The sequence below is a fragment of the Phocaeicola oris genome, from assembly GCF_021295095.1.
Classification (GTDB): domain Bacteria; phylum Bacteroidota; class Bacteroidia; order Bacteroidales; family Bacteroidaceae; genus Phocaeicola; species Phocaeicola oris.
Genome location: NZ_JAJLQX010000033.1, coordinates 1 through 21,604 on the forward strand (window position 1 = coordinate 1; position 21,604 = coordinate 21,604).

Below are 21,604 nucleotides of genomic sequence, written 5' to 3' on the forward strand. Positions count from 1 at the left end.
AACGCCAAGAAGCCTTCCGCTCCCAAGGGCGACCAGACGGACTACCCATTAAATGAATAATGCAGTCCGAAACAAACTGCATAATAATTTCTTTATAATCTTTAAATATCAGGGGGCCGGTCGCGGTGACGCGCTCAGCCCCCATTTTTTATATCCTTGCTAATTTTGATGGAACGTACATCTTCTTTTTGGGTTTTTATATCGAACACACGTTTTTCTTTTCTTTTTTTTAAAATGTTTTGTTTCTACTTAAAATATGTACTAATTTTGCAGCGACTTACAGGTTAGACTTGTAGGCTCATGAAGGGGGTGCCTTAATATGACGGGCTGAGAACATACCCTTATTACCTGAACCGGATAATGCCGGCGTAGAGAATTTTAATATTTCAAGACATGAAGAAAGGTTTTTTGGCCGTGACTGTTTTGGTGACAGCAGGCTTGAACGTACAGGCGCAAAAGACTGTACAGGACACCATGAAGATGGTCCAACTGCAGGAAGTGCAGATTATCGCCACACGTGCGGACGCGAAAACTCCGGTGGCGTATACAAATGTTGGTAAGCAACAAATAGAAAAACGGAACTTGGGACAGGATTTGCCATTCCTACTCCTGACTACACCGTCTGTACTCACCACTTCAGACGCGGGAAACGGCGTGGGCTATACCACCATACGTGTACGTGGAACGGATGCTTCACGTGTGAATATCACTGCTAACGGCATACCGATGAATGACGCGGAGAGTCATTCGGTGTTCTGGGTGAATACACCCGACTTGTTATCATCATTGCAGGATGTACAAGTGCAGCGAGGAGTAGGAACGTCAACGAACGGAGCAGGGGCTTTCGGAGCATCGGTGAATATGAAGACGCAGAACATATCGGCTGTGCCTTATGCCGAGTTGTCGGGATCGTACGGGTCGTATAACACTTATAAGGAGACTGTGAAAGTAGGATCGGGATTGTTGCGCGGACATTGGGCTTTTGACGCACGCGTATCGGGTATCAAGAGTGACGGATACCGTGACAGAGCGAAGACGAATCTGAAATCGTATTTCGTACAGGGAGGTTACTTCGGAGAGAATACATCGGTGAAGATAATTACCTTCGGTGGAAAGGAGAAAACATACCACGCGTGGGATGGTATTAGCAGAGAACAGCTAAAGAACGATCGTACCTATAATCCTAACGGGGCAATGGAGATAAACGGGAAATTCGAGGGATTCTATCATGATCAGACGGACAATTACAAGCAAACGCATTATCAGTTGTTGTTAGATCAACGTCTGTCGCAAGCGTGGAATATGAACATCGGATTACATTATACACATGGATATGGGTATTATCAGGAGTATAAGAACAGTCGTACGCTGGTGGAATATGCGCTGACGCCTTATACAGGAGCTGACGGAACGTTGGTAAAGAAGAGTAATTTGGTACGAAAGAAACTGATGAATAACGACTTCGGAGGAGGTGTATTCTCGTTTAACTATAGAGGAGAACGTGCTACGGCTTCTATAGGAGGTGGACTGAACCGTTATGCCGGAGATCACTTTGGGCAGGTGATGTGGGTGATGAATTATGTGGGGACACTGGATCCTGACCATGAGTACTATCGTAACTTCGCGGGGAAAACTGATGGAAATATTTACGGAAAGATGAATTATAACCTGACGGACGCGCTGAGCGCTTATGTCGACTTGCAGTATCGACAGATTCATTATACCATCAATGGTACGAATGATAAGTGGGATTGGACTGCTTACCCCGGGCACATGCAGAACCTGAACATCGATCAGAATTTCCACTTCTTTAACCCGAAGGCCGGACTGTTCTACCGAATAAATGCTTATAACTCGGCTTACGCGTCGTTTGCAGTAGCGCAGAAAGAGCCTACCCGTAATAACTATACCGATGGTTTATTTACACAGTTTCCTAAAGCTGAAAAATTGTTGGACTATGAGTTGGGATATAGCTATAAGAACAATTGGTTTGAGGCCGGACTGAACTTATATTACATGGATTATACCGACCAATTGGTGCTGAATGGTAAGCTGAACGAGATAGGCGAAGCTATGGCAGAGAACGTTCCCGACAGCTATCGTATGGGTGCCGAGTTGAGTTTGGGAGCCGGAATTGCCAGTTGGCTGAAATGGAATATCAACGGAACATTGAGCAAGAATAGAATAAAGAACTACACGGGATATGTGAGCGATTACGATGCTGACAGCTGGAACGAGATGTACACGCAGACTGCCATACAGAAGAAAGACACGCCTATATCGTTCTCTCCATCATTTTTGGGAAGTAGTGTGCTGGATGCCAACTGGAAAGGATTCAATGCTATACTCACATCGCAGTACGTGAGCCGTCAGTATTTGGACAACTTCGGGAATAAAGAAGATTCGCTTGACCCTTACTTTGTGAGCAATTTGGGACTGACCTATACTTTCAAGACGAAGTACACGAAGGCTGTCGTATTGGGATTTACCGTTTATAATTTGTTTAACGAGCGATACGAAACGAACGGATACTCCCAGACTTGTGCGTTGTATAAGAATGGTGATAAGGGAGACGCCCCCACGTTACATAGCGATCCGCGATTCTATCCGATGGCAGGGACGAATGTGTTGGGGCATGTTACATTACGGTTCTGACAGACAATGAATGAGTTGGCTGCATATATACAGAACAATCTGCTGGAAGTGACAGGTACGCTGGTGGGATTGGTATATCTGTGGCTGGAGTATAAGGCGAGTATCTGGTTGTGGGTGGCTGGAATCATCATGCCTGCCATTTACATCTTTGTATATTATAAGGCTGGACTGTATGCCGACTTCGGCATCAACGTGTACTATTTGATAGCTGCCGTGTATGGACTGGCGCTGTGGAAAAGAGGCACTGCAAAGAAGAAGGAACTTCCAATAACTTTTACGCCGAAGAATGTGTATTTGCCATTGATAGTAGTATTTATCGTAGCGCTGCTGTTGATAGCGTGGATACTTATACGTTTCACCGACAGCAATGTGCCTTGGTGGGATAGCTTCACTACGGCATTGAGCATAGTAGGTATATGGATGCTGGCAAAGAAATACATAGAGCAGTGGTTTACGTGGATAGCGGTAGATACCGTAAGTTGCGGTCTGTACATTTATAAGGAATTGTATTTCACTTCCGTATTGTACGGTCTGTATGCGTTGATTGCTGTATTGGGATATTTTAAGTGGAAACGTTTAATGCAGGAATGATGATGGAAAAAGATTTTATTCCTGAGGCGGTGGTATTGGCTGATGGTGATTATCCAAAGGAGAAAACATTTGCTCGTAAATTGCTGATGGAAGTTCCTTTTGTAGTGTGCTGTGATCATGCCGGAGCTATGTTAGCGCGACATGGAAGGATTCCCGATGCCATAGTGGGAGATGGTGATTCGCTGAGTGCGGCGATGAAGAAATCGTTCGCGTCTGTTTGGTACAGGGTAAGCGAACAAGAGACGAACGACTTATCGAAGGCGATGCGCTTTCTGTTGGTACGCGGAATGAAGAAAGTGGCGATAGTGGGAGCTACGGGAAAACGTGAGGATCACACCTTGGGAAACATAAGTTTGCTGATAGATTACATGCACATGGATTTTGATGTACGGATGTATACCAATACCGGTGTGTTCATACCCTGTATGGATGATAATACTCTTGATGTAGGCGAAGGGAAAGTTGTCTCCATTTTCAGCTTCGGGGCGAAAGATATGAAAAGTGAAGGCTTAAAATATCCGTTACACGACTTGACAAGCTGGTGGCAGGGAACGTTGAACGAATCTGTATCAGAGAGAATAACGATTCGGGCGAAAGGAGATTATTTGGTTTTCATAAAAGCGTAGTGATGGTTTTGTAGGCGGAATAAGCTGCTTTTATAATGGATATTATCTGATGTTGAAAAAGACAAAGATAGGTAGATAGGATTAAGCTCTTTTTGATTAACTTTGCGGTTGATTTAATTTGAGAACGTATGTCTGTTATTTTACCTGATGGTCTGCCGGCTATTGAAGCTTTGGAAAAAGAGCACATCCATGCATATAGCAAGTCGGAGGCTGAAACCTTTCATTTGCGTCCGTTACGTGTGGCACTGCTGAACCTGATGCCGTTGAAGATATCGACAGAGGCGGATTATGCACGCCTGTTGTCGAACTCTGCTCTTTGGGTAGAGATGGTACTCATGAAACTCCGTACCCATAAAAGTAAGAATACGTCTGAAGAACATTTGGATAAGTTCTATCATTACTTTGATGAACTGAAAGAACAGCATATCGACGGGCTGATTGTTACGGGAGCTCCGGTGGAACTTATTCCTTTCGAGCAAGTGGATTATTGGAAAGAACTGACAGAGGTATTCGACTGGGCACACCAAAACGTGCCTTCTACCTTATATATATGTTGGGCATCACAGGCCGGTCTTTATTACTTTTTCGGTATTCCCAAGTATCGGCTTGATAAGAAGATGTTTGGTATATTCCCACATCAAATGAATGTGGAGGGGGAGCCTATCTTCCGTGGGTTTGATGATGAGTTCTATGTACCTCACAGCAGGAATACGGAAATTCGTAAGGAGGATGTGGTAAAGGTCAAAGGGCTGACTTTACTCTCAGAGAGTGAGGAATCGGGAGTGTATGTGGCAAAGGCGAATAATAGTCGGGAGTTTTTTATTACGGGACATTCCGAATATGAGCCTATGCGTCTGGATACAGAATATAAACGTGATTTGAGCAAAGGCGTATCTATTGACTTACCGAAACATTACTATAAGGATGATGATCCGGAGAAGGGACCGGTAGTTCGTTGGAGAGCACACTCCAATCTGCTTTTTACCAATTGGATAAACTATTACGTCGGACAACAGATTCAATTCAAATGAAGCCACGCCCCATAGAGTTATTAGCTCCGGCCAAGAATCTGGAGTGCGGATTAGCGGCTATCGACCATGGTGCTGACGCGGTATATATTGGAGGACCTTCGTTTGGAGCAAGGGTTGCTGCCGGAAATTCCATTAAAGACATTAAGACACTGGTGGATTATGCGCGTATTTTTAATGTAAAGGTATATGTTACGGTAAATACGATTCTTAAAGATGAGGAACTTCCGGAGGTGGAACAACTTGTTTGGAATCTGTATGAGATAGGAGTCGACGCGCTGATTGTTCAGGATATGGCGCTGCTTAAAATGAATCTGCCACCGATTCTATTGCACGCGAGTACACAGATGGATAACCGTACGGTAGAGAAGATCCGGTTTGAGGCGGAGGCGGGGTATCGGCAAGTGGTCTTAGCTCGTGAACTTTCGCTGGAGCAGATTAAAGATATTCATGAGGCAGTTCCCGACGTGCTGTTAGAGGCTTTTGTTCATGGAGCGCTTTGTGTGAGTTTCAGCGGGCAGTGTTATGTCAGTGAAGCTTGTTTCCATCGGAGTGCCAACAGAGGCGAGTGTGCCCAGTTCTGCCGTTTGGCATTCGATATGGTGGATGCTGATAATAATATCATTTTGCGACAGAAGCACGCTCTTTCCATGCGCGATTTGAATCAAAGCGAAGAATTGGAGGCGATGATAGATGCCGGAATCTCCTCGCTGAAGATTGAAGGTCGGTTGAAGGATGTGAACTATGTGAAGAATGTAACGGCTTATTATCGCCGCAAGTTGGATGAGCTGTTCAAGCGACGCCCGGAATATATACGCTCTTCGGTGGGAACGTCGTATCTGACCTTTGAGCCGAAGTTAGATAAAAGTTTTAATCGTGGATTTACGTGCTATTTCCTTCATGACAGAGGAGAGAGCGATGGTATCAGTTCGATGAATACGCCTAAGTCGATGGGGGAGGAAATGGGACGTGTGAAGGAAATTCGGGATAATTATCTGACCGTTGCCGGATTGAAGCACTTTAATAACGGTGATGGTGTTTGTTATTTAGATGAGAATGATATGTTGCGGGGGTTCCGTATCAATCGGGTGGATGCCAATAAGTTATACCCGCAAGAGATGCCGGCAGTCAAACCGAATACCATTCTTTTCCGAAATTATGATCAGGAATTCGAGAACATTTTAGCCGGGAAGTCGGCTGAGCGTAAGGTAAAAGTGGATATGCTTTTCGAAGAGAACAGGTATGGTTTTGCGTTATCTCTGACGGATGAGGAAAGGAAGCATGTTACGCTGCTGATGGAACAACAGAAGGAAATCGCCAGAACGTCTCAGAACGAGAATATACGCAAACAATTGAGTAAACTGGGAAATACACCGTTCCAAGCGCGGAATATTGAGTTGAAGCTGTCGGAGAATTGGTTTATTCCGTCTTCGTTATTGTCCGATTTGCGTAGGCGCGCGGTGGAGGAGTTGCTGATGGTTCGTCGCGTCGGTTATCATCGGCAGGTGTATCGGATGGAGGAGACACATCACCCGTTTGTGACTGACCGGTTGACTTATTTGGGGAATGTGATGAATGAGAAAGCCGCGCTGTTTTATCGGGAGCACGGAGTGAATCGGGTGGATCCGGCTTTTGAACGACAGCATGTCAGTCATGTTCCGGTGATGTTCTGCAAGCACTGCCTGAGGTTCAGTATGGGATGGTGTCCGAGTCGACAGCATGGCCGTTCGCCTTTTAAGGAGCCTTACTATTTGGTTAGCGGTGACGGACACCGTTTTCGTTTGGAATTCGATTGTCGGCATTGTCAGATGAAAGTGTATGAAGGCGAGTAGGTATATAGGATGGGTGTTTGTGCTGATGATGGTGTTCACTTCCTGTCGTTACTATATTGCTATGCCCGATAAAGAACAGGAAATACCGGAACATACGCTGGACTCGCTGAATTATTTGACGAAGTATCATTACACGCTGAATACGAACTTCGAGGTCACTTCCGATTCGCTTATGTTGCAACAGTTGCCGCTCATTGATGTGATACCTGTCTATAAGCACGACAAACTGGTGGTGGCGGAGTTTATGACAACTCCCGGAGACAGTGTCGATTCTGTTTGGGTAAAAGTAGCGCACGACCAGAATGTGATGGGCTGGGTACACCGGAAAGAGCTGATGGAGAAGGTTGTTCCCACCGATGCCATCTCACATTTCATTCATTTCTTTAGTCACTCCCGAGGCATCGCGTCGGCTGTTATCTTTGTTGTCTTCGGATTGTTTTTTATTTATCGTGCCGTGAAGAAGGAACAGCTCCGCTTTGTGTGGTTCAACGATATTGATAGCATTTTCCCTACCCTCCTTACCATGTTGGTTGCTTTGTCCGCGACGCTTTATGCCGGTATGCAGCGTTTTGTGCCGGGCACTTGGGAGCAGTTCTATTATGCTCCGTCATTAAATCCTTTTCACGTACCGCTTATACTCGGACTTTTTCTCTGCGCCGTTTGGGCATTGCTGATAGTGGCTATTGCCACAGTCGACGATGTGTTCCGGCAGGCAAAGATGAATACGGCACTTTTCTATCTGCTCGGATTGGTGTGCGTTTGTATCATTCTCTATTTCTTTTTTACATACACCACTTACATCTATATCGGTTACGCCTTTCTCATTGCTTATTATGTTTGGGCGATACATCATTTGTGTCGGTCTTCGTATCAATATATTTGTGGAAGCTGCGGGGCAAAGTTAAAGCACAAAGGCATCTGTCCGCATTGTGGTGCTTTTAATGAATAAGAGACACTGTTCAAGTTGCCTGTGTTGTCAGACAGAATGGGTAGATGATATTTATCGATTATTTGGTTATCGGTTATGATACCATAAAGTCATCAAAAGCCTTTTCTGATTTGATCCGCATCACTTTGCAAACTCATCAGCATCACTTTGCAAACTCATCAGCATGAGTTGATCAATTCATCCGCATGAGTTGGACGGTTCATCCGCATCACTTTGCCAACTCATCCTCACTAAATAATCTTGAATCCTGTATATGGAGATAGGGTGTCAAGGTATGCTTGATATAATACTATTATTGGTCGTAAATAAAACGAAGATACGTACGAACAGGAACATCTGCCGTACGTATCTCTTTTCTTTTATGAAACAACCATGAGAGAAAAAGAATTTGTTACTCTTTTACCGGACGAATAGCATAACCTGTATCCGTTTCCCAATCCATCAGATTTCGCCCGTCATTACAGAACGACCATGCATTAGGATACGCGGATTGAGTACTTGTTCTGTAATAGCCTGTCTCGGGATTACCAAACCCATGATAAGGAGTGCTGTTATAAGCGCCATCGGTTAATCCTGTATCCGGTAATTCGCTTATACCATCGATATTACCTTTCGTTGGCACTCTCCATCCGTATGGACAAGGATCATAAATGGTTTTTACATCGTCATTCCAGAACTTCATGGTATATTCACTTTCAGACATCCATGCTCTATCTCCCAGAAGTATGAATGTCGTAGGGTGAGCGATGGTATAGGCCATTGATTGGATTGAAACGCTGCGGCTGAAAACAGAAGAGATTGCAGGGATGAAAGAATAAGGTGAAAATCCGCCATTCGCGGCAGAGAAAGGATCCTTGCGTCCCCATTGATATAAGAAACCGCGAATATAATTGTCAACTTCAATACCTCCAAGGTTACGATCCATGAAATCCTTACTGTTATGACTCATTGTTCCGGGTTCCGGAGTTGCCCATATCAGCCAGCTCCACAGAATCTCATCATTCGCTTTATCGTATTGCTTCGCAGTACCGCCACTGCCATCTTTATATACTGCTATATAAGCATCTCCCTGAATGAAGGTATCAGGTGAACGAAAAAAGACATAACCATTAGAATATGATATGTCGTAAGCGGATGATGGATCATACTTGATGGCACGACCTTGGGAATATAGTTCCCAAAGTACTGTCACGCCACTGATGTCTGATAACTTAGTCGCTACGGCATTCGTAACAGGGTCAAGACCTCCATTACCTTTTACAGTAGCATCGAAGCAATATTTTCCGGCAGCACTATATATATAGGTATTGGCATTCTTGCCACCTGCGCTTAAAACTAAAGAAAAATCGCAAGTAAGGTTTATATCTGAAATCTTACTACGTTCAACTTTGATGCTTTTGTCAGGCTTCAGTGTTAAATCCTGTCTGTATTCGTTTGTTCCGTCGGTAGCTATCAGAATGATGTTCAATCGGGTGTAAGTATTAGCCGGTACAGCGATATAAAAAGGTATTGCTGCAGTAGGTTCGATTGCCACTCCTTCCGTGGGACAATTCAACGTTACCCCTGCAGTTCCACTAACTACGGCTGCATTGCTTGTGATAGTGAATGGTCCGCTCATGCCTTGATCAGCCGAGACAATAATCTTCTTTACCTTCATGCCGCTCATGGTGGTTCCAAGATTCAGACGAAGAATACCACAGAGGTTCTTGAAATTAAGATTCCCGGTTTCACTCTCGGCATACATCGGATAACCGCTGATGTTATCGGCTGCATAAGTCTGTTCGGCAGGTAGGACGGGAGTCCCACCATTATAGATGTTTGCCGGATAATAGGCCTTATACGGTGAAGTCGGATTAGTACCTGATTTCAATGTGAATGATGCCGTTTTTGTTTCATCCGACGATGTACTGAATACAGCTCTATTGATATTGATTTCATCGTTGGCTGTCCACATCACGTCATAACCGGAACTGTTTTCTTTTAGAGAAGTCCTTGTATCGGATGTTCCCTCTATCGAGGCCGTGAAAGCCGTTCCTGAAGTTGGACTTTTATCTATATCTATTTCGTTTTGGCAACCGACCAATAAAGAAGCTGTCGCAAATAAAGATAATAATATTGAATGCTTTTTCATCTGCTTATCCTCCTATTCAAAATTGTCATCATTATACTCCGTAGAATACTTACTTACTGATTCTGTACCGCCGCTGATACAGATTACCTGTTGACTTTCTATTTTCAAAACCTTGATTGCGGGCGCAAGATACTCCTGTTTCTTTTCTTTCATATCGTTACTTGATAAAGTAATTCATCTTATTAAAAATATGTTGTAAATATAAGAGAAGTGAAAATAAAAGGACTTACAAATCGTATAAATCGACTTACAAAAGATATTTTGTAAGTCGAAAGATTGGAAAACAAGCCAATATTACGAGACGGCAACTATTTAGAAGCCTCCTCCGATACTTTCTTTTTCCATTCGCTGGGTGTCATGCCGATGATTGATTTAAAAGTGCGGAAGAAAGAGGTCTCGTTAGAGAAGCCGGATTGTGTCCAGACATGGGATAACTTCAAATCGGGCTTATGCTCAATGAGCTGCTTGGCATACTCCACACGGTAAGAGGCCACGAATTGAGAAAACGAGCAGTTGCGACTGTTATTGATGCAAGTGGAAACGGTATTGCGACTGACAGACAGCAATGCTGATATATCAGACAGCTTCAGCGATTCATTCAAGTATAGTTGTTGTTCTTCCATTACATTACAGATAGCGCTCATCAGTTTTTCATCGGTCTTGTAAACCGTGAGTTCTTTCTTGTTGGCTTCACAGTATAGGGGAGAGGTGATTCGGTATCAATATGAGCTATTTTCTTTTGACGTTTCATAACCAAGCCGACTATACACAAAAGAAGAACCACAACGGCAGAGCCAATCCACAGAGAAAAGTTACGATAGCTTGTTGCGGTAGGTTTTGTACCGGTGTGTAAGAGGTAGACGGCAGCAGTAGGGGTGAAGTTACTGCCCTTGGGAATACCGCCTGCCAGTACTATATTACCCTCTTCGGTGATAGTAGACGGTCCGCTCGGCACTTCGGTCATCACATCACTGTAATAGAGAATCAATGGAGCTTTCCCGTTCTCTAAATGATCGTAGTCGATGCCCAGTACATACAGTCGATAACCTTTCTCTTGTTTTTTCTCTATGTTTGGACCACTGCCTATGATATAAGCGCGTCGGGCTTTATGGTCGATCAAGAACTGTGTATTATAATAAATAGGTCCCCACTGACTCTCCATGGGAATTGGGCAGAGCGTGGGAAGTAATGAGAAATCAGTGCCTTTCGTTTTGGTAACAGCCATTTGCGTCTCACTGTTCATTACCGGCAGGAGATAGGAATAATCATCTTTCGATATATCGCCAATGAAACAATTGCTCATGTTTGTCGTATTGATATAGCCTGTTAACTTCCATTTTTTCAGTAGTGGAACTTCGAAGGGATCACCTTTCAACTGGTCTACGATAACAGTGTCAATGCTGTTGCCTTTCGTGTCCAGATTACTTAAGATCATTACATTATCAGCAGCCGTAAGAAGAATATAAGGAGTAGTTCTTGTCTGACTTACGTTCTTGACAAACGAAAAGGTATTTTTTCCATCGAATACCTCAATGCCATCGTCATGATACCAGTTGCCTGAGATGACGATCCGACCGTCATTGAGCTCCTCTGATGAGGACAGACTGCGTTTTTGGTCAAGACAGCCGAAGCCTCGGAATGTATGTGTAACAGGGTCGTACATCTCTACTTCATACGACTGCCCGATACCCAAATTGCGCTCATGACCTCCGTAGAGCAGTACTTTTCCCGAACGGAGTACTTTGTAGGCCCCATCGTCGTGGGCATAGACCGGATTCATAGGATGCCATTTGCCATCAGCGAAATACTCTGCCGACTGTGTGATTACGAAACCGGTAGTGTGCCCTCCGATCACCGTCAGTTCTCCATTGATACAGAACAACGCATGTCCCCCACGAGGCACATTCATGTCAGGTAGCCGCTCCATCGGCAATTTAACTACAGGGCACGTTTTATCTTCCGCCATCGCAACCGGTGAAAGAAGTAATAGCAGCCACAGCATGAACAGGCGGATAGTCTGTAACTTCCAACTAAAAAGAGATATGATGTGAACCGGCCTATTACGTTTCATTCCTTAAAATCGTTTTTAATGTTTTTAATCTGTCGATAAAAACATTAAGAATTTAATTTTTTATACAATAGGGCAAATGTATGCAATATTTAATAGTTAGCCTAAAAATAGTCAATTTTTTCATTAATTGCCTTTTGCTTAAAAAAGCAGACAGAGGAACTTTCACAAGCTCCCCTGTCTCATCATCTATTGGATTAAAGATTAAAAATAAATTTTCGAAATAAACGTTTAATAAATTAGTTAAAACTGGTATCGAAGGTCTATACCTAATTGTAGTGGTTTGTTTATTTGCTTGTAGCCTCGGTTCATACTCTCGAAGTAGAACGTTGTATAGCGATGATCTGTCAGGTTACGTCCCCAAATATTCACATTGATACCGTTCTTTAATTGCAATGCGGCATGAGCATTCAGCGTTCCGTTGAAATCTTCTGAAGCTCCGTTACTTTCGTTCCAGTAAATCTTACCTGCTCCTGTATAGTTGGCACCAATAGTTAAACTTTCCATTACGTTGTTCTTAAAGAAGAATGCATAATCACCACCTATATTCAGCGTATGCATCGGAACGAACGGCACATAATTGCCCGTATAGTTTTGCGATACTCCTCCGGTATTGGTGCCACCGTCGTAATTTTTGAATGTAGCATGTGTATATCCATAGTTGGCAAATAAGCTCAGGCTACGATTTATTTGACTGTTCAGGCTGATTTCTGCGCCGTAACTCTCGCTTTTTCCTGCGTTGACCATCATACGACCGAATCCGTTCTCTGCGAATTTGGCTATCTGTTGGTCGTGTGTATTCATATAGAACACTGCCAAATCCATACGTAACTTGTTTTTAAACAGATTCAAGTGAGAACCAAGCTCGTAGTTCCAACTGTATTCAGGCTTGTATGTGGTTGATCCTTTCACATCCTGCTCTACCCCGTAACTTGGGACATTTTGAGTGATCATTCCCAAAATCATTTGCTTCATGGCACTTACTTGCGGGGCATTGACAATGGCGTCAATCATCTTATTCTTCATGTCATTCTGAACTATATCAGAGAACATCTGGACATTATAGCCTCCTGAGCGATAACCTTTTGTTACGCTGACGTAGATGCTGTTGTCTTTGTCAAAATCGTATTTCAAAGCGAATTTTGGCAATACCTGCCAGTAGTCGTTTTTCATATCTCCCTCAAATTTCGGACTGGCTTTCAGACCATTTAGAGGGAATGAGAATATCTTTCCCATCTGAACCAAGAAGTTAAAGTTCACATCAGCTCCTGATATATAATCCATTTTTAGCTTTTCGTATTCCAAACGGGCTCCTATAGTTAAGGAAAGTCCGTCAACAAACAGATGCTTGAATGTCGATTCGTGGAAGAGGGCAGTACTCAGGGTCGGTGTATCGAATTTGTTTTGGATGAGCATGGACTCATCGGTAATATCGAGTGACATTTGAGGAGCACGAGGGTTCTTAGCGCTTATGTTTTGGAAAATACGATTGACATTACCTTCAATCAAAGAAGAAATTCCGTCGTTATAGAACGTTACAGGGCCTTCGGTATGCAACCATTGGTAAAATCCGCTCACACCTGTCAACCAGTTCCATTGGCGGTCACCTTTGCTCTTGAAAGTGATCTCTTCGCTGAGAGTACTCTGACGCTGTTTCTGCTCAATGGTATAGATGTCGACAGGTAAGTAATCCTGATCCATGTACATACGGTCGCGCAGGTTTTGGAAACCGGTAACCGCATTCATAACAATCTTGTCGGTTTGATATTCCAAATTCAGGCCGGTATTGAACAACCCTCTGCGGTATTTACTTTCACGATTATTTGTAATTTTGTTTATATTGTCAGGGTAAAGCTCTCCGCCTGTAAGTGATCCGGTATAATAATAAGGATAGCCCCCTTGATCGGTATAGTCGTAGCTGGCAGTGAAGTCGAGTTTTAGGTTTTGTAAAGGGATCCAAATAGCACGGATACGACCGCCTCCGGCCTCCATGCCATCCACCTTTTTGTTGGTGACATCATGTCGGAAGAATCCGTTGGAACCTTCATAGTAGCCTCCTGCTGCAAAAGCAAATTGGTTACTGATACGGTGATAATGGGTAAGGGAAACATTCCGATGATTATCCTTAGTGGCGTAGCCCAATTTCAGGTCCGTTCCCTGATATGAGAATGGCGACTTGGTATTGATACGTACTAAACCACCCATTGCATTCCGTCCGTAGAGAGTACCTTGAGGACCACGCAGAATATCCAAGCGTTCTATATCATAGAAGTTGAAATCGAAAGCTGATTTGTCGATGTATGGGATATTATCTACATAAAGTCCGACAGCCGGTGTGTTGATACGCGAACCGATTCCCCGGATATAAATAGCGGAAGTAAGGCGAGAGCCGTAGTCCGGCATATAAAAATTAGGAACTAAAGCACTGGCACCCTTCAAAGATGTAATCTGATTTTCCTGCATTTCCTTTTGGGAAATCAACGAAACAGAAGTTGGAAGACTGCGTAATTTAGAATGTTCCTTCGGTGTTGCAATGACTACAACCTCTTCGATGTCAATTACTTTAGTGGTATCGTTGACATTTGTATTATTGTCTTCAGGGCCGATTCCGGCAAACGAGCTTATTGAGAACAGTGCTACTGAGACGGTAATAAGTATTTTCTTCATTTGAACTTGATTTAATTTCAGGTGCAAAGGAAGTAGAATTGATAAAGTCTGTCAATCCTCATTTTTGAGGATATTTTTTCATACAATTAGAAATCGTATTCCAGACTTACTCCGAATACTTTATTCGAACGGCTGTAGATGTCTGTTCCCGGTAGTCCGGTTTGATTATAATTAGTTGACGTCTTAGTATATTTTTTATAATTAGTCCAGAAGTAACCGGCATTGAGTTTGCATTGAGTTGTCAGTTTTAATTCCGCGCCGAAGCCTAATGAGTAGGAGTCGCAGTAGAAACTGGTATCACTCTGGAATTGGTCGCTGAGTCCGTAATTGGTATATTGAAATCCGCCACTGATAGTCAGTATGGGAGTCAGGTCGAATTCTGTTCCGGCCAAGTATTCCATCGTCCCATGAGTAAGTGATTTCTGCTTGCCGTTAGCCATTCCTGCCTGTTTGTCATCAAAGAAGTGGAACTCTCCGTTTACTCTCCACTTTGGAAGAATCTTATATCCTGCGGCTATGCTTAGCAGAGCCGGAATATCATTCGGTGTGTTCACGCCATCGGCATAAGGAGCCAGAACAGAAGGGTCGGGTGATTCCAATGTTTTTGTCTTATTCTCTATGTTCATATTTGTCTTGAATTCATACTTGGCAGCGAAGTTCCAATTGCCTGTCATATAATCCAGTCCGATGATAGGAGTAAGTCCCCATCCGGTTTGTGTACAATCCAATTTAATGGTAGCGATGTCTTTAGCTCCTAACACAGGAATCAGCTGCGCATTGACAAAACCTTCATAACCGCCGTAGAAATAGTTCATTCTACCGCCTAAGAAAGCAGAAAGATGGGGATTGATCTTGTAGCTTGCCCCCATCTGGAGTCCGTAGATAAACTGTTTTCCATCCATGGATGAAGTAATGTGATAATAATCAGGGCTGAGTGGAGAACCTTGCGCAGATGTGTTCTTGAATATCAAAGCCGACATCAACGAAGAAAACAGCGGTAATCCTTCATCGAAAGAAGCTTTTCCTCCTCCACCGGTTATGCCGAAGAAGCCTGAAAATGTCCAATCACCTTTCTTATACGCTGCGTGGAGAGCAGGAATAATAGGCGCGGAAGCTTTCCCTTTATAGCTATGCCGGTAATCGAAGGTAGCTGGTTGATTGCCATTCATGGTATACATTTTAAACGAAGCATCAATATCACGAGTTTGAAAAGCACTCTGATTGGTGAGTGATAAATATAATCCATTGTGTGGAAGGAAGGATAATCCGGCAGGATTGCTATAGACACCGTCCAGTCCGATGGAAGCACCTCTGGCTAACATTCTGATGAACGCAGCGTGCTGATTTGTATTGGTTAATATACCTCCGGCTTGAGTTGTGAAAACCGATCCGCAAAGGGCTAAGCCTATTAAAAGTCTTTTCATAAACTTGTTATTAATGTATGTTTTTAATCGGGCACAAAGGTATATATAAATTGCACAAATCAAAGCTATATGGGCAATTATTTTCTATTTTATTGTTTTTGTGGTCAATTTCACTTATGTAAGAAGTGGCTATTTTAAAGTGTTATTAATTTGTAAAAGTAGAATTGCCTCTTTAAAAAAGCATGTTGATTCAGAAAGAATTGCTAACTTTGCAAGCCCGTATAAGGGTTACCTTATGAATGAATAGAAAATAAAATCAATAGGATATGTTCGATAACTTAACCGAGCGATTAGAACGGTCGTTCAAAATACTGAAAGGTGAGGGAAGGATCACCGAGATTAACGTAGCGGAGACGCTGAAAGATGTTCGTCGTGCCTTGTTAGATGCCGATGTCAATTATAAGGTTGCCAAATCGTTTACCGATAAAGTAAAGGAGAAAGCGATGGGACAGAATGTGTTAACGTCTGTCAAGCCGAGTCAGTTGATGGTGAAGATTGTTCATGATGAGTTGGCACAGTTGATGGGTGGTGAGACCGAAGATCTGAAACTTGAAGGGAGACCGGCAGTTATCTTGATGTCAGGTTTGCAAGGTTCCGGTAAAACCACATTCGCTTCGAAGTTGGCTAATATGTTGATGACTAAGAAGAACCGTCATCCGTTGCTGGCTGCAGGAGACGTGTACCGTCCGGCAGCTATCGAGCAATTGAAAGTGTTAGGCGAACAGATTAATGTTCCGGTTTACAGTGAACCGGAAAGCAAGGATCCTGTTCAGATTGCGCTGAATGCCATTCAGTATGCTAAGAGCCACAGCATAGATACGGTTATTGTTGATACTGCCGGTCGTTTGGCTGTTGATGAACAGATGATGAACGAGATATCGGCTATTAAGAATGCTATTCATCCGGATGAAATCCTTTTCGTAGTAGATGCCATGACCGGTCAGGATGCCGTGAATACCGCGAAGGAATTTAATGACAGACTCGACTTTACGGGGGTTGTTTTGACTAAGCTGGACGGTGATACCCGAGGCGGTGCCGCGCTTTCTATCCGTACAGTGGTGAACAAGCCTATCAAATTTGTTGGAACGGGTGAGAAGATGGAGGCAATGGATGCCTTTCATCCTACTCGTATGGCCGACCGTATCCTTGGTATGGGTGATGTTGTCACCTTGGTAGAACGTGCACAGGAACAATATGATGAGGAAGAGGCTAAGCGCTTGCAGAAGAAGATTCAGAAGAACCAATTCGATTTTAACGATTTTATGAATCAGATTCAGCAGATTAAGAAGATGGGTAACCTGAAAGACTTGGCTTCCATGATTCCGGGTGTTGGCAAGGCAATTAAAGATATTGATATTGATGAGGACGCGTTCAAAGGTATTGAAGCCATTATCAACAGTATGACGAAGGAAGAGCGTATACATCCTGAAATACTGAACGGTTCACGCCGTCAACGCATTGCCCGAGGCAGCGGAACCAATATTCAGGAAGTCAACCGGTTACTTAAGCAGTTCGACCAGACTCGTAAGATGATGAAGGCCGTTACAGGAACGAAAATGGGAAAAATGGCTCAGATGATGGGCAAAATGAAAAGATAAAATATGCAGCTGATAGATGGAAAAGCAGTTTCTGCTCAGATTAAGCAGGAAATAGCCGAAGAGGTGAAACAAATAGTGGCTAAGGGCGGAAAGCGTCCGTGTTTGGCTGCCATTCTTGTCGGACACGATGGCGGTAGCGAGACGTATGTAGCTAACAAAGTAAAGGCTTGTGAAGTATGTGGCTTTAAATCCACGCTTATCCGTTTTGAAGCGGAGGTGACAGAGGAGGAACTTTTAAAGAAGGTGCAGGAACTGAATGAAGATGATGACGTAGACGGATTCATCGTACAGCTCCCTTTGCCCAAGCATATCTCAGAGCAGAAGGTGATTGAAGCGATTGATTACCGTAAGGATGTGGATGGATTTCATCCTATTAATGTGGGACGTTTGTCTATCGGACTACCTTGCTTTATCTCTGCCACTCCAAATGGAATCCTTGAGCTGTTCCGTCGCTATAACATCAACACGAAAGGTAAGAAGTGTGTCGTCCTCGGACGCAGTAACATCGTAGGGAAGCCCATGGCTAACTTGATGATGCGTAAGGCAGTTCCGGGCGATGCTACGGTGACCGTGCTTCATAGTCATAGCCAACATATCAAGGAGGAGTGTCGACAGGCTGACATCATTATCGCTGCCATGGGACAGCCTGATTTTGTAACGGCTGACATGGTCAAAGAGGGGGCGGTAATTATTGATGTAGGAACTACCCGTGTCCCTGATCCGGAAAAGAAAAGCGGATTCCACTTGAACGGTGACGTGAAGTTTGATGAAGTGGCTCCGAAATGCTCTTTCATTACACCTGTTCCCGGTGGCGTTGGCCCGATGACCATTGTTTCTTTGATGCGTAACACATTGATGGCAGGTAAGAAAGAAATTTATAAGTGAAACGACTGATCTGTTTGTTTTTTCTTTTTGGCTTTCTCGGAGGGATGTATGCCCAGCAGACCATCACACTGCTTTTTGCGGGTGACTTGATGCAGCACGGCCCTCAAATCAAAGCTGCCGAAATAAAGGGAGCCTACGATTATTCGTCTTATTTCCATGCCTTGAAAGGAGAGATAAGCAAGGCGGATATTGCAGTTGCCAATCTGGAAGTGACGTTAGGAGGGAAGCCTTATGTGGGCTATCCGCGGTTCAGTGCCCCCGATGGGTTTATTTATGCGGTGAAACAGGCAGGTTTTGATGTGTTGCTTACAGCTAATAACCACTGTATGGATAGAGGACAGAAGGGATTGGAGCGAACCATCCGAATGCTTGACTCCCTACATCTGAAACATGTGGGGACATATAAGAATAAAACGGAACGTCTCAAACATTATCCGTTGATGGTGGAAAAGAACGGATTTAAAATAGCTTTCCTTAACTATACTTACGATACGAACGGTTTGCCCGTTATCAGCCCGAATGTGGTGAATATCATTGATAAAGAGCAAATAAAGAAGGATATTCTGGCAGCACGATGTCTGCGTCCCGATGTAATCATTGCCTGTATGCACTGGGGTATAGAGTATCAGACATTACCTCGACAGACCGAGAAGGAGTTGGCTGAATGGATGGTTCACATGGGGGTGGATCATGTGATAGGCAGTCATCCGCATGTGCTTCAACCCATAGAGGCGCATGAAGACAGTATTACTCCCGAACGTCATCTCATTGTTTATTCTTTAGGAAATTTCGGATCGAATATGTCGAAACCGGATACCGACGGTGGCGCGATGGTGAAGCTTACACTGAAGAAGGTGTTCGATCATACGTTGATGCAGGATTGCGGTTATACTTTCATTTGGACATCTCGTCCGCATATTAATGGAGAGAAAGGTTATTTGCTTTATCCGTCTACTTATATTAATAAGGAATTGGAGAAGGAAGAGCATAATTATTTTAATACTTTTCTGAATAGGGCACGGACACTTTATAAAAGGTATAATAAGGGTATCGAAGAATATACGGTGAATTGAACTGATTTTGATCAAACGCTTGCCGATAGTGAACCGCATGAATTTCCGTATTCATCAGAAGAATTTGTGCGCTTATACGTATGGGTCATGGAACTTATGCGGATGAATCGAGGAACTCGTCCGTATGAGTTGAGTGATTCATTCGCATAAGTTTCGGAACTCACGCGCATCACTTTTCAATAGGTTGCTGATGGTAAATTTAATGAACAACCAACTGTCACTACTGTCAAACGGTCACCTATATGCTTTTCGGACAGTAAAAAGAATGAAAATTTTTCAGAAGATATTGAGTCATAGGATGATATTATCGAACACACCATTAGTGCCCTACCCTGCCTGCCCCGTTGTGTTTATACCCATCTTAATCAAATTTTGCTTACAATAACGAACATAGCGAACATATACTACGGACTGATAATGATGCGCCTCTGCGCCATCCTCACGGCCATGCGTAAGTGGGAAGCTAAAATGACGTTCACCGATGTTTATTGCGACGATGCCGATTTTAAAACGGCACGGGGCATAGTGCCGAACTGCATAAAGCACAGCTTGGCGCTGTTCACCATGCTGCCCGGCGGCATCAAGGTAACGCAGCCGGCAAAAAGCAACGAGGAGGTATTCTATATTCTCTTGGCTATGCCTGAAGAATTTACGTGGAGTGAATTTTGGGCTGCCCTACAAGCCGCTCAGTTCTCAAAAAATATATGTAACAAAGCATTGAAAAAGTTTGTCAAAAAAGGGTTCATTGTAAAAAAAGAAGGCAAGTATATAAAGAACAAAAAAGCCCTGAAGAAGGTGTCAAAAAGAGCATAGGTGACCGTTTGACAGTAGTGACAGTAAAGAAAAATTAAAACGCTGTTTTAGGTTATCCTGAGCCTGCTTTTCCGTGAATCGCGAAAAAAAATGAACGGGTTTTGTGTTTCGTTCCCAAACAGGGAGCCCGCCCTGAAAACCGGAAAAAGCAGCCTCTTTACCTATCAAACATGATGGTAACGCATTTTGACAAGTAAATAGATTCGTTATCAAGTTCTTATAAGTTTTACGAATTGATTTCCTCGAATTCATGATAAATCAAGATTCAACAGAGAGCCAAAATAATTGATAATTGTGATGGATTGCTATAGAAAAAGTAAAGAAAAAATTTGTGGGACAAAAAAATATATCTATCTTTGCATCGCCTTTCAAAAGAGAATGGTTACATGGTGAGTGTAGTTCAGTCGGTTAGAGCGTCAGATTGTGGTTCTGAATGTCGTGGGTTCGAGTCCCACCCCTCACCCAAGAATAAGCAAGCGGAAATCCTCTAAATAAAGGGTTTTCGCTTTTCTTTTATCCCTCGTCATCAGAGCCATAAAGATTACAAGCAGAGTATAAACTTCACAAGTAAATCAAAAATGTTTTAGCAAAGTTTAAACAGATCGACATGGCAACATTTAAAACTGATATAAAGAAAGACAGACAGTACGCCGGACAGAAACCGAAACCGTGTTAAAAGAATAAGGCTACCCCCGCAACAGAAATGCCTGCCCCAATGACACCTTTCAGTGTGATGGGGTCATGAAAGAACCAGTGAGAAGGCAGGATGATAATGATGGGAGTAAGTGCCATCAGTGTGGAGGCGATACCTGCCGGGCAATATTGCACAGCCATGAGCGAGAATCCCACTCCGAGGAAAGGCCCGAAAATTACGGCTATACCCAACATTAACATGCCTTGTCGGTCGCGGACGCTCGTCTTTAGTTTGCCGGCATTATTGCTTATGAGAAGCCAGAGAGCAAAACATCCGAAACCGGCGATGCAGCGGATGAGGTTGGCAGAGAACGGCAGATAGTTCTCAAACTCTGGAAGTATTTGCACGGGTATGGCAGCGGTGTAGGCATCGAGGCCAATCTTACTTAATACAAGTCCGATACCTTGTCCCATGCCTGCTCCGATACCAAAGAGCACAGCTTGCTGTTACTTTGCAGAATCAAAGAGCTGTTGCTCCAAAAATAATTTTAATAACAATATTTTTTCTTATGATTTAGACTTATCTTTAATCTGCAGCTACGGGGTGAACATAACACCTTGCTAAGCTTAA

At 43.4% G+C, this 21,604-nt stretch carries 17 protein-coding genes, 1 tRNA gene and 1 riboswitch; of the genes, 11 read left to right on the forward strand and 7 right to left on the reverse strand.

Features of this window, described 5'->3' with window-relative positions; translation table 11 throughout:
- Positions 1-295 precede the first annotated feature (295 nt).
- A riboswitch (TPP riboswitch) is annotated at positions 296-392 on the forward strand.
- 1 nt (position 393) lies between these two features.
- The 6 genes from LO761_RS11895 to LO761_RS11920 all read left to right on the forward strand — a co-directional run bounded on the left by LO761_RS11895 (position 394) and on the right by LO761_RS11920 (position 7,681).
- Positions 394-2,655, forward strand: a complete 2,262-nt coding sequence (locus LO761_RS11895) for a TonB-dependent receptor (protein WP_272818501.1) — start codon at positions 394-396, stop codon at positions 2,653-2,655.
- Positions 2,656-2,661: 6 nt separating this feature from the next.
- On the forward strand, positions 2,662-3,246 hold the full coding sequence (gene pnuC, locus LO761_RS11900) for a nicotinamide riboside transporter PnuC (RefSeq protein ID WP_272818502.1): 585 nt from the start codon (positions 2,662-2,664) through the stop codon (positions 3,244-3,246).
- The gene (locus tag LO761_RS11905; protein WP_272818516.1) at positions 3,246-3,872 is read left to right on the forward strand and encodes a thiamine diphosphokinase; all 627 of its coding nucleotides are present in this window, start codon (positions 3,246-3,248) and stop codon (positions 3,870-3,872) included. Before pnuC ends, LO761_RS11905 begins: the two co-directional genes overlap by 1 nt.
- A gap of 128 nt (positions 3,873-4,000) precedes the next feature.
- Positions 4,001-4,903 carry a homoserine O-succinyltransferase gene (locus tag LO761_RS11910; RefSeq protein WP_272818503.1) on the forward strand — a complete coding sequence of 301 codons (903 nt, stop codon included), beginning with the start codon at positions 4,001-4,003 and terminating at the stop codon, positions 4,901-4,903.
- On the forward strand, positions 4,900-6,732 hold the full coding sequence (locus LO761_RS11915) for a peptidase U32 family protein (RefSeq protein WP_272818517.1): 1,833 nt from the start codon (positions 4,900-4,902) through the stop codon (positions 6,730-6,732). The genes LO761_RS11910 and LO761_RS11915 overlap by 4 nt, the downstream gene beginning before the upstream one ends.
- On the forward strand, positions 6,719-7,681 hold the full coding sequence (locus LO761_RS11920) for a hypothetical protein (protein ID WP_272818504.1): 963 nt from the start codon (positions 6,719-6,721) through the stop codon (positions 7,679-7,681). The genes LO761_RS11915 and LO761_RS11920 overlap by 14 nt, the downstream gene beginning before the upstream one ends.
- A gap of 391 nt (positions 7,682-8,072) precedes the next feature.
- Here LO761_RS11920 and LO761_RS11925 read toward each other — a convergent pair whose 3' ends face one another.
- The 6 genes from LO761_RS11925 to LO761_RS11950 form a co-directional block, all read right to left on the reverse strand.
- The gene (locus LO761_RS11925) at positions 8,073-9,812 is read right to left on the reverse strand and encodes a hypothetical protein (RefSeq protein ID WP_272818505.1); all 1,740 of its coding nucleotides are present in this window, start codon (positions 9,810-9,812) and stop codon (positions 8,073-8,075) included.
- Positions 9,813-9,824: 12 nt separating this feature from the next.
- Positions 9,825-9,965: a hypothetical protein gene (locus LO761_RS11930; RefSeq protein ID WP_272818506.1), complete on the reverse strand. Its 141-nt coding sequence runs from the start codon at positions 9,963-9,965 to the stop codon at positions 9,825-9,827.
- A gap of 155 nt (positions 9,966-10,120) precedes the next feature.
- The gene (locus LO761_RS11935; RefSeq protein WP_272818507.1) at positions 10,121-10,456 is read right to left on the reverse strand and encodes a helix-turn-helix domain-containing protein; all 336 of its coding nucleotides are present in this window, start codon (positions 10,454-10,456) and stop codon (positions 10,121-10,123) included.
- A complete protein-coding gene (locus LO761_RS11940; RefSeq protein ID WP_272818508.1) occupies positions 10,456-11,883 on the reverse strand; it encodes a kelch repeat domain-containing protein in 1,428 nt (475 codons plus the stop codon). The genes LO761_RS11935 and LO761_RS11940 overlap by 1 nt, the downstream gene beginning before the upstream one ends.
- Positions 11,884-12,123: 240 nt before the next feature.
- Positions 12,124-14,547: a TonB-dependent receptor gene (locus LO761_RS11945; RefSeq protein ID WP_272818509.1), complete on the reverse strand. Its 2,424-nt coding sequence runs from the start codon at positions 14,545-14,547 to the stop codon at positions 12,124-12,126.
- Positions 14,548-14,633: 86 nt separating this feature from the next.
- Positions 14,634-15,971: an OmpP1/FadL family transporter gene (locus tag LO761_RS11950; protein ID WP_272818510.1), complete on the reverse strand. Its 1,338-nt coding sequence runs from the start codon at positions 15,969-15,971 to the stop codon at positions 14,634-14,636.
- A 266-nt stretch (positions 15,972-16,237) separates the two neighbouring features.
- Between LO761_RS11950 and ffh the strand changes: the two genes are divergently transcribed.
- The 5 genes from ffh to LO761_RS11975 all read left to right on the forward strand — a co-directional run bounded on the left by ffh (position 16,238) and on the right by LO761_RS11975 (position 20,804).
- Entirely contained in the window at positions 16,238-17,569 is a 1,332-nt protein-coding gene (gene ffh, locus LO761_RS11955) for a signal recognition particle protein (RefSeq protein ID WP_272818511.1), read from the forward strand.
- A 3-nt stretch (positions 17,570-17,572) separates the two neighbouring features.
- The gene (gene folD / locus LO761_RS11960; protein ID WP_272818512.1) at positions 17,573-18,454 is read left to right on the forward strand and encodes a bifunctional methylenetetrahydrofolate dehydrogenase/methenyltetrahydrofolate cyclohydrolase FolD; all 882 of its coding nucleotides are present in this window, start codon (positions 17,573-17,575) and stop codon (positions 18,452-18,454) included.
- A 44-nt stretch (positions 18,455-18,498) separates the two neighbouring features.
- A complete protein-coding gene (locus LO761_RS11965) occupies positions 18,499-19,527 on the forward strand; it encodes a CapA family protein (RefSeq protein WP_407951570.1) in 1,029 nt (342 codons plus the stop codon).
- Positions 19,528-19,899: 372 nt separating this feature from the next.
- Positions 19,900-20,340, forward strand: coding sequence for a hypothetical protein (locus LO761_RS11970; RefSeq protein ID WP_272818514.1), 441 nt, complete (start codon positions 19,900-19,902; stop codon positions 20,338-20,340).
- A gap of 388 nt (positions 20,341-20,728) precedes the next feature.
- Positions 20,729-20,804: transfer RNA gene (locus LO761_RS11975), tRNA-His, on the forward strand.
- A 208-nt stretch (positions 20,805-21,012) separates the two neighbouring features.
- On the opposite strand, the gene LO761_RS11980 is transcribed toward LO761_RS11975, so the two are convergent.
- Complete coding sequence (locus LO761_RS11980) at positions 21,013-21,471, reverse strand: DMT family transporter (protein ID WP_272818515.1); 459 nt, start codon at positions 21,469-21,471, stop codon at positions 21,013-21,015.
- Positions 21,472-21,604 lie beyond the last annotated feature (133 nt).